8 protein-coding genes and 3 pseudogenes are annotated in these 13,674 nt (G+C 69.5%); 4 read left to right on the forward strand and 7 right to left on the reverse strand.

Features of this window, described 5'->3' with window-relative positions:
• Positions 1–10: 10 nt before the first annotated feature.
• Complete coding sequence (locus tag F0344_RS06945) at positions 11–1,372, reverse strand: M16 family metallopeptidase (RefSeq protein WP_185297942.1); 1,362 nt, start codon at positions 1,370–1,372, stop codon at positions 11–13.
• 249 nt (positions 1,373–1,621) lie between these two features.
• Here F0344_RS06945 and F0344_RS06950 point away from each other — a divergent pair, with 249 nt between their 5' ends.
• Positions 1,622–4,072, forward strand: coding sequence for a DNA gyrase/topoisomerase IV subunit A (locus tag F0344_RS06950; RefSeq protein ID WP_185297943.1), 2,451 nt, complete (start codon positions 1,622–1,624; stop codon positions 4,070–4,072).
• Between the two features lie 188 nt (positions 4,073–4,260).
• On the opposite strand, the gene F0344_RS06955 is transcribed toward F0344_RS06950, so the two are convergent.
• Both F0344_RS06955 and F0344_RS06960 read right to left on the reverse strand, forming a co-directional pair.
• Entirely contained in the window at positions 4,261–5,391 is a 1,131-nt protein-coding gene (locus tag F0344_RS06955) for a CobW family GTP-binding protein (RefSeq protein ID WP_185297944.1), read from the reverse strand.
• Between the two features lie 23 nt (positions 5,392–5,414).
• A pseudogene (locus F0344_RS06960) lies at positions 5,415–5,657 on the reverse strand (citrate/2-methylcitrate synthase); the annotation flags it as partial.
• Between the two features lie 160 nt (positions 5,658–5,817).
• Here F0344_RS06960 and F0344_RS36745 point away from each other — a divergent pair.
• Both F0344_RS36745 and F0344_RS06970 read left to right on the forward strand, forming a co-directional pair.
• Positions 5,818–6,713: pseudogene (locus F0344_RS36745) on the forward strand (PAS domain-containing protein); the annotation flags it as partial.
• Between the two features lie 186 nt (positions 6,714–6,899).
• A pseudogene (locus F0344_RS06970) lies at positions 6,900–7,576 on the forward strand (response regulator).
• A gap of 13 nt (positions 7,577–7,589) precedes the next feature.
• Here the strand turns inward: F0344_RS06970 and F0344_RS06975 are convergent.
• The 3 genes from F0344_RS06975 to F0344_RS06985 all read right to left on the reverse strand — a co-directional run bounded on the left by F0344_RS06975 (position 7,590) and on the right by F0344_RS06985 (position 12,065).
• Positions 7,590–9,197 (reverse strand): solute symporter family protein, encoded by a 1,608-nt coding sequence (locus F0344_RS06975; RefSeq protein WP_185297945.1) that lies wholly within the window; start codon positions 9,195–9,197, stop codon positions 7,590–7,592.
• On the reverse strand, positions 9,194–9,670 hold the full coding sequence (locus F0344_RS06980) for a DUF485 domain-containing protein (protein WP_185297946.1): 477 nt from the start codon (positions 9,668–9,670) through the stop codon (positions 9,194–9,196). Before F0344_RS06980 ends, F0344_RS06975 begins: the two co-directional genes overlap by 4 nt.
• A 262-nt stretch (positions 9,671–9,932) precedes the next feature.
• A complete protein-coding gene (locus tag F0344_RS06985) occupies positions 9,933–12,065 on the reverse strand; it encodes a DNA gyrase/topoisomerase IV subunit B (RefSeq protein WP_185297947.1) in 2,133 nt (710 codons plus the stop codon).
• Between the two features lie 439 nt (positions 12,066–12,504).
• Between F0344_RS06985 and F0344_RS06990 the strand changes: the two genes are divergently transcribed.
• On the forward strand, positions 12,505–12,738 hold the full coding sequence (locus tag F0344_RS06990) for a DUF7455 domain-containing protein (protein ID WP_014153643.1): 234 nt from the start codon (positions 12,505–12,507) through the stop codon (positions 12,736–12,738).
• A gap of 108 nt (positions 12,739–12,846) precedes the next feature.
• Here F0344_RS06990 and F0344_RS06995 read toward each other — a convergent pair whose 3' ends face one another.
• Positions 12,847–13,674 carry a S1 family peptidase gene (locus F0344_RS06995; protein ID WP_185297948.1) on the reverse strand — a complete coding sequence of 276 codons (828 nt, stop codon included), beginning with the start codon at positions 13,672–13,674 and terminating at the stop codon, positions 12,847–12,849.

Genomic DNA, 13,674 nt, shown 5'->3' on the forward strand with positions numbered 1-13,674 from the left:
GCGGCGTCGCTCACTGCTCGGCCCCTTCGTGCGTGGCGGTGCCGGCTTCGGCATCCGCGTCGGCCGGCGCTTCGACCGGTTCGTAGACCAGGACCGCGCGGTTGTCGGGTCGCAGGCACGCCTTGGCGGCGGCCTGGACCTCCTCCGCGGTGACGTCGAGCACCCGCTGCACGGCCGTCAGGGCCAGCTGCGGGTCCCCGAACAGGACGGCGTACCGGCACAGTTCGTCGGCGCGGCCCTCGACCGTGCCGAGCCGGTCCAGCCACTCGCGCTCCAACTGCGCCTGGGCCCGCTCCATTTCCTCGGGCGTGGGGCCCTCGGCGGCGAACTTGGCCAGTTCCTCGTCGACCGCGGCCTCGATTTCCGGCACCTCGATACCGCCGGACGTCTTGACGTCCAGCCAGCCGAGCGAGGGCGCGCCGGACAGCCTCAGCAGCCCGAATCCGGCCGCCACCGCCGTACGATCGCGGCGGACCAGCCGGTTGTGCAGCCGGGAGGACTCGCCGCCGCCGAGCACGGTCAGTGCCAGATCCGCGGCGTCGCACTCCCGGGTGCCGTCGTGCGGCAGGCGGTAGGCGGCCATCAGCGCGCGCGCCGGGACCTCCGCGTGGACCACTTCGCGCAGCTGCTCACCGATGATGTCCGGCAGCGTGCCGTCGCGCGGCGGCTGCTTGCCGTCGTGGGACGGGATCGAACCGAAGTACTTCTCGACCCAGGCGAGCGTCTCCTGCGGGTCGATGTCACCGACCACCGAGAGCACCGCGTTGTTGGGCGCGTAGTACGTGCGGAAGAACGTACGCGCGTCCTCCAGCGTCGCCGCGTCCAGGTCGGCCATCGAGCCGATCGGGGTGTGGTGGTACGGGTGGCCCTCCGGGTAGGCGAGGGCCGTCAGCTTCTCGAAGGCCGTGCCGTACGGAACGTTGTCGTACCGCTGGCGACGCTCGTTCTTCACGACGTCGCGCTGGTTCTCCATGGACTCCTCGTCGAGCGCGGCGAGGAGGGAGCCCATGCGGTCGGCCTCCAGCCAGAGCGCGAGCTCCAGCTGGTGCGTGGGCATGACCTCGAAGTAGTTGGTCCTCTCGAAACTGGTCGTGCCGTTCAGCGAACCACCGGCTCCCTGTACGAGCTCGAAGTGCCCGTTCCCCTTGACCTGGCCCGAGCCCTGGAACATCAGGTGCTCGAAGAGGTGAGCCAGACCGGTACGCCCCTTGACCTCGTGGCGCGAACCGACGTCGTACCAGAGGCAGACCGCGGCGACCGGGGTCAGATGGTCCTCCGAGAGCACCACACGCAGGCCGTTGGCCAGGCGGTGCTCGGTCGCTGTTCTGCCGCCGGAGCCGGCCTGAGCTGTGGCCGTGTGACCCATGGGCATGTACGTCCCTTCGATCGCGATACAGGTTTTCCTGCCAGACCTGCCACTCTAGGCAAGCGCACGGGCACCTGGCGAAGTTCCCGATCCGTGGATGTTGTCGTAGATGCTGCCGTAAACGGTGGCCCCGGCGGGGCCCGCAGGACCGCTTCGGACGGGTCGAGGTCGGCGTTGTCAGTGCGGCGGTCCACAATGGTCCGCGTCAGAACCTGAGGTTGCCCGAACAGAATCCGTGAAGGAGTCGCAGCAGCGATGGCCCGCCGCAGCACGAAGACCCCGCCGCCGGACGACTTCGAGGAGAGAATCCTCGATATCGACGTCGTCGACGAAATGCAGGGCTCCTTCCTCGAGTACGCCTACTCGGTGATCTACTCAAGGGCCCTGCCCGACGCCCGCGACGGCATGAAGCCGGTGCACCGCCGCATCGTGTCCCAGATGAACGAGATGGGGCTCCGCCCCGACCGCGGCTATGTGAAGTGCGCCCGCGTCGTCGGCGAAGTGATGGGCAAGCTGCACCCCCACGGCGACGCGTCGATCTACGACGCACTGGTACGCATGGCACAGCCGTTCTCGATGCGCCTCCCGCTCGTCGACGGCCACGGCAACTTCGGCTCGCTCGGAAACGACGACCCGCCGGCCGCCATGCGGTACACCGAATGCCGGATGGCCGACGCCACCTCGCTGATGACGGAGTCGATCGACGAGGACACCGTCGACTACCAGTCGAACTACGACGGCCAGGAGCGGGAGCCGGTCGTCCTCCCCGCTGCGTACCCGAACCTCCTGGTCAACGGCACGACGGGGATCGCTGTCGGCATGGCGACCAACATGCCGCCGCACAACCTGGGCGAGGTCATCGCCGCCGCCCGCCACCTCATCAGGCACCCGGGCGCGGACCTGGAGACCCTGATGCGGTTCGTCCCGGGTCCGGACCTGCCGACCGGGGGCCGGATCGTCGGCCTCGGCGGGATCAAGGACGCGTACGCGGCAGGCCGTGGCACGTTCAAGATCCGCGCCACGGTCGCAGTGGAGGACGTCACGCCCCGCCGCAAGGGCCTCGTCGTCACCGAACTGCCCTTCACCGTCGGCCCGGAGAAGGTGATCGCCAAGATCAAGGATCTCGTCTCGGCGAAGAAGCTCCAGGGCATCGCGGACGTCAAGGACCTCACCGACCGGTCGCACGGCCTGCGACTGGTCATCGAGGTGAAGAACGGCTTCGTACCGGAAGCGGTACTGGAGCAGCTCTACAAGCTCACGCCGATGGAGGAGTCCTTCGGCATCAACAACGTGGCGCTGGTCGACGGCCAGCCGCTCACCCTGGGGCTCAAGGAGCTCCTGGAGGTCTACCTCGACCACCGCTTCGAGGTGGTGCGCAGGCGCAGCGAGTTCCGCCGCACCAAGCGCCGCGACCGGCTGCACCTGGTCGAGGGCCTGCTCGTCGCCCTGGTCGACATCGACGAGGTCATCCGCCTCATCCGGGACAGCGACAACTCGGCGCAGGCGAAGCAGCGGCTCATCGAGCACTTCTCGCTGAGTGAGATCCAGACGCAGTACATCCTGGACACTCCGCTGCGCAGGCTCACCCGGTTCGACCGGATCGAGCTGGAGAGCGAGCGGGACCGACTCGACACCGAGATCGGCCAGCTGACCGCCATCCTCGATTCGGACGCGGAGCTGCGCAAGCTGGTCTCCACTGAACTGGCCGCGGTCGCCAAGAAGTTCGGCACCGACCGCCGTACGGTGCTGCTGGAGTCGGCGGGATCACAGGTCGCTTCCGTGCCGCTGGAGGTGGCGGACGACCCGTGCCGGGTGCTGCTCTCCTCCACCGGGCTGCTCGCCCGTACGGCCAACGCGGACCCGATCGTCGTCGGGGAGGACGCCAAGCGCGCCAAGCACGACGTCATCGTGTCGTCCGTGCCCGCGACGGCCCGGGGCGACATCGGCGCGGTCACCTCGGCCGGCCGGCTGCTGCGGCTCGCGGTGATCGATCTGCCGCGGCTTCCTGACACGCACGCCGCCCCCAATCTGTCGGGAGGGGCTCAGGTCGCGGAATTCCTCTCGCTGGAGACGGGTGAGGAGCTGATCTGCCTCACGACGCTGGACGAGGCCTCGCCGGGTCTGGCGATCGGCACCCTCCAGGGCGTGGTGAAGCGCGTGGTGCCCGACTACCCGGCCAACAAGGACGAGCTGGAGGTCATCTCGCTCAGGGACGGTGACCGGATCGTCGGCGCGACCGAGTTGCGTACGGGTGAGGAGGACCTGGTCTTCATCACGTCCGACGCCCAGCTGCTGCGCTACCCGGCCGCTCAGGTACGGCCCCAGGGCCGCCCGGCGGGCGGAATGGCGGGCGTCAAGCTCGCGGCCGGTACCGAGGTGCTCTCGTTCACCGCGGTGGATCCGGCGGTGGACGCGGTGGTGTTCACCGTGGCGGGGTCGCACGGCACGCTGGACGATTCCGAGCTCACGTCGAAGCTCACCCCGTTCGACCAGTATCCGCGCAAGGGCAGGGCCACCGGTGGTGTGCGCTGCCAGCGCTTCCTCAAGGGCGAGGACGTCCTCGTCTTCGCCTGGGCGGGCGCGGTCCCGGCCCGGGCGGCGCAGAAGAACGGGGCGCCGGCGCAGCTGCCGGATCCCGACCCGCGCCGTGACGGTTCGGGCACACCGCTGACGAGCCCGGTCGCGGTGATCGCCGGACCGATGTAGCAGGAAGCCGGACGACGGCGCCGCGACTAGGTCCTGTCTGGAGTTCCAGCGCGGGAGAAGGAGCGGCGTCCGGTGCCGTCGAATCCAAGGCGGAGGAGGGAGCGATGGCGGAGCCCTCGCGACTGACGACAACGCCGGAGGCGGCGGTGCCGGACGCCGCGACGCCGCGGGGGAACTCCAGACAGGACCTAGGAGCGAGCGTCGTCGCCCGGCTGCTGCACGTCCGGGGCCAGCGCGTCCGGCTGCTGCACGTCCGGGTTCTGCACGTCCGGGTTCTGCACGTAGCGCAGAACACCCCACATACTCATGGCATCCGGTTCGGCGCTCTCACGGCAGTCCGCGAGTTCCCTGTACAACGCCTCCGCGTCGATGCCCGAACCGATCAGCACGAGCCGGGTGAGCCGCGGTTCGTCCCGCCCCCACGGCCGCGGTACGAACCGCAGGAACCGGCCCACCGCGTGCAGGGCGTACCGGTTGTCCCTGTCCCCCGCACCGAAGTCGGCGAATCCCTTGATCCGGTAGAGCCCTTCGGGCCGGGTGTCGAGAAAGCTCATGAAGCGACGGGGATTCAGCGGCACGTCGGCGGTGAAGGACACGCTCTCGTACGCCGTGTGGAGATGCTCCGCGTGCTCCTCACCGGCCTGGGCCTCCCGCTCCTCCAGGAACAGGTCCTCGAAGCTGAGCTGACGAGCCCCCTCGTCCTCGTCGGGCCGCAGAACGGGGTCGAAGAGCAGTCCGGGATCGATCCGCCCGTACGCGGCGGAGACGACGGCCGCCCTGCTGCCCACGGCCGCGACGGTCTCGCGCAGCCGCTCGTGTTCCGCTTCGCCGACCCGGTCGGTCTTGTTCAGCACCACGAGGTCGGCGACCGCGAGATGGCGGTCGACCTCCGGATGGCGGACCCGGGTGCTCTCGAATTCGGCCGCGTCGACGACCTCGACCAGTCCCCCGTACCGGATGCGCCGATTGTCGCTGGCCAGCAGCATCCGGACCAGTTCCTGGGGTTCCGCCAGACCGCTCGCCTCGATGACGATCACATCGAGACGGGCGGCGGGCCTGGTCAGAGTGTCCAGGTAGGTATCGAGTTCGCTCGCGTCGACGGCGCAGCAGAGACAGCCGTTGCCCAGCGAGACCGTCGAGCCGACCTGCCCGGCGACGGTCATGGCGTCGATCTCGATGGACCCGAAGTCGTTGACGATCACACCGATCCGGTTGCCCGCGCGGTGCTGGAGCAGGTGGTTGAGCAGGGTCGTCTTTCCCGAGCCCAGGAAGCCCGCCAGGACGATGACCGGGATCTGCGGAGTGCGGGGCGGGTTCAACGGAGGCCTTCCTCATGGAACGGTCAGGGTGCCGGGACCGGCGGGGGCACGGGCGTACCGATGGAGCGGGCCGCCCGGCGGATGATCTTGGAGCTCTCCGCCTGCTCCAGGATATTGGCGCTCCAGCCGATCACACGCGCCGCACAGGCGGTGGGCGTGAACATCTCGCGCGGCAGTCCGCAGAGCTCCAAGGAGCGCAGCATCCGCGAGCTCGGGTCCTCGGTGCGGTGCCCCGCACGGCGGGCTGGGTCGCCTCCGCCCTGGACGAGTACGGGGAACGCCCCTGGCATACGGCCCAGCGGGCAGTACGAGGGGCCCCGCCCCCCACTGCCACTGCCACTGCCTCCCCGCGCCCCCAGCCTGCTGACAGCTGAGCAACAGCCGGAGGATTTCGGAAAGGACCCGTGCGCCATTTACCTTCGTACGGTGACCGCCCCGCCGACCTCCGCCCGGGGACCCCGTCGGCTCGGCTGGCCGAAACGGGTCTTCTCCCAGGTCCTGCTGATCCAGCTGACCATCATCACCGGAGTCACGGTGCTGGTCACGGCCTCTTCCCGGCCCCTCTGAGCGCCCAGCTCGACGACCAGGCGATGCGGCGCGCCCTCGCCATCGCCCAGAGCACAGCGGCCCAGTCCCAGGTCACGGCGTCTCTGCTGACCACGGATCCGGCCGCGGCCGGACCGGTGCAGACCGCGGCCGAGCGGATCAGGAAGGCCACCGGTGCGAAGTACGTCGTGGTGATGGACCGGCGCGGAGTGCGCTGGTCGCACACCGACAGCCGGCAGATCGGCCACGTCGTCGCCACCGACCCCAGCGAGGCGCTCGCCGGCCGGGACGTCATGGAGATCGACAGCGGCACGCTGGGACGCTCGGCGCGCGGCAAGGTACCGCTCCACGACGCGTCCGACCGGATCGTGGGGGCGGTCTCCGTCGGCATCGCGTACGACAGCGTCCGCGCCCGGCTGCCGGCGGCGATCCCCGGACTGCTCGCCTACGCGGGCGGGGCGCTGGCCGTCGGTGTCCTCGCCGCGTATCTGATCTCCCGCCGGCTCCAGCGGCAGACCCACGACCTGGCGTTCTCCGATATCTCGGCGCTGCTCACCGAGCGCGAGGAGATGCTCCACAGCATTCGCGAAGGGGTCGTCGCCCTCGACGGGGCCGGCCGCATCCGGTTGCTGAACGACGAGGCGCAGCGCCTGCTCGGCCTCGGCCCCGAGGCCGCGGGCCGCCCGCTCGACGAAGCGCTGGGCAAGGACCGGACCGCGGACGTGCTGGCCGGCCGGGTGGTCGGTGACGACCTGCTGACCGTCCGGGGCACACGGCAAACGCGGTCTCGGTCTCGCGCTGGTACGACGGCTCGCGGAACGCCAGGGCGGAAGCGCGGCCGTCACCACGGCAGCGGCAGGCGGGGCGGTGTTCACGGTCGTCCTCCCGGAAGCGCTGCGCCACCCCGGAGCCCCGGACGCCAAGCGCCCGGACAGCCCGCTCGCGACGACGGGAGAAGCTCCGTGATCGAGGTGCTGATCGTCGACGACGACGTCCGCGTCGCCCGGATCAACGCGGCGTACGTCGCCAAGGTGCCCGGCTTCCGGGTGGCAGCCCAGGCGCACAGCGCCACCGAGGCGCTCGCCCGCATCGCGGAGGTCCCTGTCGACCTCGTCCTGCTCGACCACTACCTGCCCGACCGCAACGGCCTCTCCGTGGTCCAGGAGCTCCGTGCGCTCGGCCACCACACCGACGTGATCATGGTGACCGCGGCCCGCGACGTCGCCACCGTCCGGGCCGCGATGCGCCACGGCGCGCTGCAGTACCTGGTGAAGCCCTTCACGTATGCGGGCCTGCGCACCAAACCGGAGGCGTACGCCGCCCTGCACCGCACCCTCGAAGGCGGCGGTGAGGCCGAGCAGACCGAGGTGGACCGGCTCTTCGGCGCCCTGTGGACCGTCGGCGAATCCGACCTCCCCAAGGGGCACTCACCGACCACCGCGGAGTTCGTACGGCAAACTCTGCGGACCGCCGGGCAGCGCTCTCCGCCCAGGAGATCGCGGAGAGCGCTGGGATGAGCCGGCAGACCGCTCAGCGTTATCTGAAACTGCTGGAGCGGACCGGGCGGGTCCGGCTCACCCTGCGGTACGGCGAGACGGGCCGCCCGGAACACCGCTACACCTGGGCCGCAGGCAGCTGACAGCTCATCCCGGTCACACCGCGCCCGCCCCGGTCAGGGAGCGGACCTCGGTCTCCGCGTGCTTGGCCTCGTCGGGCGGTTCCGGCGAGGTCACCGTGCCCAGCCAGCCGGCCAGGAAGCCCAGCGGGATGGAGACGAGCCCGGGATTCTCCAGCGGGAAGAACTGGAAGTCCACACCCGGGAAGAGCGAGGCGGGACTGCCGGAGACGACCGGTGAGAGCAGCACGAGCAGGACGGCGGGGACCAGACCGCCGTAGACCGCCCAGACGGCTCCCCGGGTGGTGAAGTTCCGCCAGAACAGCGAGTAGAGCAGCGCCGGGAGGTTGGCCGACGCCGCCACGGCGAAGGCCAGTCCGACCAGGAACGCCACGTTCAGGTTCTGCGCGAGCAGGCCCAGGGCGATGGCGACCACTCCGACACCCGCTGCCGCGACCCTGGCCACCGCCACCTCGCTGTGCTGCCTGACGCCGGGGCGCCTGAGCGAGGCGTAGAGGTCGTGGGCGACGGACGCCGACGAGGCCAGGGTGATGCCGGCGACGACCGCGAGGATGGTCGCGAAGGCGACGGCCGCGACCACGGCGAAGAGAACCGTTCCGCCGGTGGAGCCCTCACCGCCGCCCAGCACCAGGGCCAGCAGCGGAACGGCCGTGTTGCCGGCAGCGTTCGACGCGCGTACGTCCACCGGCCCGACCAGCGCGGCCGCACCGAAGCCGAGCACGATCGTCATCAGGTAGAAGCTGCCGATGAGGCCGATGGACCAGACGACGGAGCGGCGGGCGGCGCGGGCCGTGGGCACGGTGTAGAAGCGCGAGAGGATGTGCGGCAGGCCGGCCGTACCGAGCACCAGGGCCAGGCCCAGGCTGATGAAGTCGAAGCGGGCCGTCCAGCTGCCGCCGTAACGGAGCCCGGGCGCGAGGAAGTCCTTGCCGTGGCCGCTGCGTTCGGCGGCGGAGTTGAGCAGCGCGTTGACGTTGCCGTGGAAGTGCACGAGGACGAGCACGGTGAGCGTGACCGCTCCCGCCATCAGCAGGACGGCCTTGACGATCTGGATCCTGGTGGTCGCGCGCATGCCGCCCATCGACACGTAGATCACCATCAGGGCCCCGACGCCCACGACGGTCCAGGAGCGGGCGGCATCGCTCGTGCCGCCGAGGAGCAGCGCCACGAGGCTGCCCGCGCCGACCATCTGAGCCACCAGGTACAGCACGGAGACGGTGACGGACGAGGCGCCCACCGCCGTGCGCACGGGCCGCTCCGCCATGCGGGCGGCGACCACGTCGGCGAGGGTGAACCGGCCGCAGTTGCGGACGAGTTCGGCCACGAGGAGCAGGACGACCAGCCAGGCGACGAGAAATCCGACGGAGTAGAGCATTCCGTCGTAGCCGAAGAGGGCGATCAGCCCGGAGATGCCGAGGAAGGACGCCGCCGACATGTAGTCACCCGCGATGGCGAATCCGTTCTCCATGGGCGAGAACAGCCGGCCGCCCGCGTAGAACTCCTCGGCGGAACCCTGCCGGTTGCGGCCCACCCACGTGGTGATGCCGAGCGTCACCGCGATGAACGCGCTGAACAGCAGGAGTGCCAGCGTCTGGTGGTCGCCGCCCCACTCGTCCCCGCTCAACGCCCGATCCCTCTCGTCATCTCCTGGGTGTCCCACCGCAGATCGAGCGCCGCCCGGTCCCTGCGCAGCCGCGCGTGCCGCGCGTACGCCCAGGTGAGGAGGAACGTGGTGAGGAACTGGCCGAGTCCGGCGACCATCGCCACGTTGACGGCTCCGATCACCGGGCGGGCCATCAGCTCGTGCGCCGTCGTCGCCGCGACGACATAGGCGACGTACCAGAGGAGGAAGGCGACGGACGCCGGGACCACGAAGCCGCGGTAGCGGCGGCGCACTTCGCGGAACGCCTCGCTGCGCTGCACCTCCAGGTAGATGTCGGCCGCGCTGGGGCCCTGCTCCGGCAGCCCGGGGCCGGGCGGCCCCGCCTGCACGCCGTTGCCCGTACCGTCCAGCTCGTCCCAGCCCAAAGGCGGCTCGTCGCACCACGGGTCGTCCAGCCGGACCGCTGCCGCCTCGGACCCTGCTTCCTTCTCCACCGAACAACTCCCTTGTCCACGGACCTTTTCGGCCGCATAGCCAAGAATGGGCAGATCGGGAAGATCCAGGGCACTTCATTCATCGGGCTTCACCTGTTCAGGTGACGTGTGCCCCGGTCGGTTGCGCGGTGACCCGAATGTGCGTGTACCGCATGCGTCAGGGGTCCTCCCGGGTACGGGAGGACCCCTGAGCGGAGACCCCTGAGCGGGGACCCCCGAGCGGCCTGGCGGAGATCACCGAACGGACATCCCCGGTCGCGCGTCAGACGTCGATGCGCGACCGGTCGAGCGTGGCGGCCGAGCTGGTGATGAATTCCTTGCGCGGCGCGACCTCGTTGCCCATCAGCAGGTCGAACACCTGCTCCGAGGATTCGAGGTCGCCGATGTTGATCCGCCGCAGGGTGCGGTGCCGCGGATCCATCGTGGTCTCCGCCAGCTGGTCCGCGTCCATCTCGCCGAGACCCTTGTAGCGCTGGATCGAGTCCTTGATCCGGACGTTCTTCCGCTGGAGTTCCAGCAGCGTCTGCCGCAGCTCGCCGTCGGAGTACGTGTAGATGTACTTGTCCTGGCCCTTCTTGGGCTGGACGAGTTCGATCCGGTGCAACGGGGGCACGGCGGCGAAGACGCGTCCCGCCTCGACCATGGGCCGCATGTACCGCTGGAAGAGCGTCAGCAGGAGGCAGCGGATGTGGGCCCCGTCGACGTCGGCGTCCACCAGCAGGACGATCTTGCCGTAGCGGGCGGAGTCGATGTCGAAGGTCCGCCCGGAGCCTGCTCCTATGACCTGGATGATCGCGCCGCACTCGGCGTTCTTGAGCATGTCCGAGACGGAGGACTTCTGGACGTTGAGGATCTTGCCCCGGATCGGCAGCAGAGCCTGGAACTCGCTGTTCCGGGCCAGCTTCGCCGTACCGAGTGCCGAGTCGCCCTCCACGATGAAGAGCTCGCTGCGGCCGACGTCGTCACTGCGGCAGTCGGCGAGCTTCGCGGGCAGCGAGGAGGATTCGAGCGCGGTCTTGCGACGCTGCGCGTCCTTGTGCTGACGGGCCGCGATCCTCGTACGGGCCGCGGCGACGACCTTGTCCAGCACCGACCTGGCCTGGGCCTTCGAGTCGCGCTTCGTGGAGGTCAGGAACGCCTTGAGTTCCTTGGCCACCACGTTGGAGACGATCCGGTTGGCCGCCGAGGTGCCGAGCACCTCCTTGGTCTGCCCCTCGAACTGCGGCTCGGCGAGCCGCACGGTGACGACCGCCGTGAGGCCCTCCAGGGCGTCGTCCTTCACGACGTCGTCCTCGGCGACGCGCAGCACCTTGGCGGACCTGAGCACCTCGTTGACCGTCTTGGTCACGGAGCGTTCGAATCCGGACACGTGCGTGCCGCCCTTGGGGGTGGCGATGATGTTCACGAAGGACTTGACGTTGGTGTCGTACCCGGTGCCCCAGCGCAGCGCGATGTCCACGCCGAGTTCCCGGGTCACCTCGGTGGGTGTCATGTGGCCGAGCTCGTCGAGAACCGGCACGGTCTCCTTGAAGGTGCCCGTGCCGGTCAGGCGCTGGATGTCGCAGACGGCCTTGTCCTGGGCGAGGTACTCGCAGAACTCGCTGATGCCGCCGTCGAAACGGAACGTCTCTTCCGTCTTCCCCTCGCCGTCGATGCCGCGCTCGTCACGGACGACGATGGTGAGGCCGGGTACGAGGAAGGCGGTCTGGCGGGCGCGCTGGTAGAGCGTCTCCAGGTTGAGTTTGGCGTCCTTGAGGAAGATCTGCCGGTCCGCCCAGTACCGCACACGGGTACCCGTGCGGTTCTTCGGGACGCGCTTGCCCTTGCGGAGCCCGTTGGCCGGGTCGAACGGGCTGTCCGGACCCTGCTCCGTGAACATCCCGGGGACGCCGCGCCGGAAGCTGATCGAGTGGGTCGAGCCGTTCCGGTCGACCTCGACGTCGAGGCGGGCCGAGAGAGCGTTGACGACGGAGGCACCCACGCCGTGCAGACCGCCCGAGGCCGCGTAGGAGCCGCCGCCGAACTTGCCGCCGGCGTGCAGTTTGGTCATGACGACCTCGATGCCGGAGAGGCCTGTCTTGGGCTCGAGGTCGACGGGGATGCCTCGGCCGTTGTCCCGGACCTCGACGGAGTTGTCGTCGTGGAGGATGACCTCGATGGAGTCGCAGTGGCCACCGAGGGCCTCGTCGACCGAGTTGTCGATGATCTCCCAGACGCAGTGCATGAGCCCGCGGCTGTCGGTGGACCCGATGTACATCCCGGGGCGCTTGCGAACCGCCTCCAGACCCTCAAGGACCAGAAGGTGCCGCGCGGTGTAGTTGGAGCTGTCCCTGTCTACGACGCCGCCTGCTCCGGTCAGCAGCGCAGTGGACGGCACGGACGTATCGGCGGTCACGCGGTTCGCTCCTCGCTGAATTTCATTTGGGGCCCACTGGGTGACGGGCTCGGCTTCGGTAGCCGCTGAGAGCCTACAGAGGCCTGGTAGAGCGGTTGTATCGCCACCCACGGGGAATCCTTATGCTAGTGCAGCGTCGCATACACGTTCGATCATTCGTTGGAGTGACGTGGACATCACGTTCCCTTCGAGGCATGAACCATTTAGGCTCCGGGCACGTCCTCATCAACAACCCGGCAAGCCGGCCGGGCGGGACGCACCCACCGAGACAAGCAACGCGAAACCGTAGCGCTACGCAATACGGCACATTCGCCGCCAACCGGCAGCAGACAGCCATCCTGAGAAGAAGTTTCGAAGAAAAGCCACGAGCGGGAACGTTTTCGGCCTGGTTGGATGTTGACCCTGGTACGACAGCTCGTCGAGCTAGAGAAGAGGCGACGTGACTACTGTTCTGACCCCCGCGAGCCCGCTGACCGCAGCAGACCGCTGTGACCGTTGCGGCGCCCAGGCATACCTGCGCGTCGTCCTCATCAGCGGCGGTGAACTGCTCTTCTGCGCCCACCACGGTCGCAAGTTCGAGCCGGAACTCAAGAAGATCGCCGCGGAAATACAGGATGAGACGGATCGGCTCACTGCCGTGCAGGCAAGTGCCGCCGACGAGGAACAACACTGACACCTCGCATCCACGACGAGCCAAGGGTCCGGTTCCCGCATCGGCCGACGGGCGGTCTTCCCCTCCAGGGGGAAGACCGCCCGTTCTCATGTCCTGCGGTGATGCCGGTCAGTGGCCTGCCATCCAGTCGATGGCCGCGGAAATCCGCGTGTACACCCCCGGGCTGTCCGCCTGGCCGCACCCGTTGCCCCAGGACACCAGGCCCACGAGCCGCCCACGGGCCACCAGAGGCCCTCCACTGTCCCCCTGGCACGCGTCGTGCCCGCCCTCGGGATCGCCCGCGCAGAGCATCGTTCCGGCCTCGTACGCGCCATCCGAGCCCCCCGGGTACGCCTGCTCGCACATCTGGTCGGGCAGCACCTGGACCGGGGCCACCCGCAGAGCGGAGGCGTAGGTCCCGCCTCCCGTGGTGTCGCCCCATCCGTAGACCTGGGCACGGGTGCCCGGCTCGTAGGCCGTGTCACCCTCCTTGGCCATCCGGACGACGCTGCTGTCCGGAAGCTCCCTGGACAGCGTCAGCACCGCCAGATCGCCAGCGTTGCTGTCCGGGTCGTACCCGGGATTGATCCAGGTGCCACGTACCGCGATCTCCTGCCCGCCCGCTCCGCGCAGCTCGTCCCGTCCCGCGATGACGAGCAGGTCGCGCACCTCGCTCGCCTCGGACCCGAGGACCTCACGTCCGAGGCAGTGCGCCGCGGTGAGGACCTTGGCCGGCGCGATCACCACACCACCGCAGAACTGACCTGCCCGGGTACCTCCGAACCGGTCACGGCTGGACACCGCCACGACCCAGGGACTGTCCGCGACGTGGGCCGGCTGCCCGCCGATGATGATGCTGTCCGCTGCCGCCGGAACGGCCGGTCCCCGCGGCAGCACGACGGCGGCAACGGTCAGGGCCAATGCCCCGGTCACGGTGCGGAGGACGGTACGGACCAT

It is taken from the genome of Streptomyces finlayi (assembly GCF_014216315.1).
GTDB lineage: Bacteria > Actinomycetota > Actinomycetes > Streptomycetales > Streptomycetaceae > Streptomyces > Streptomyces finlayi_A.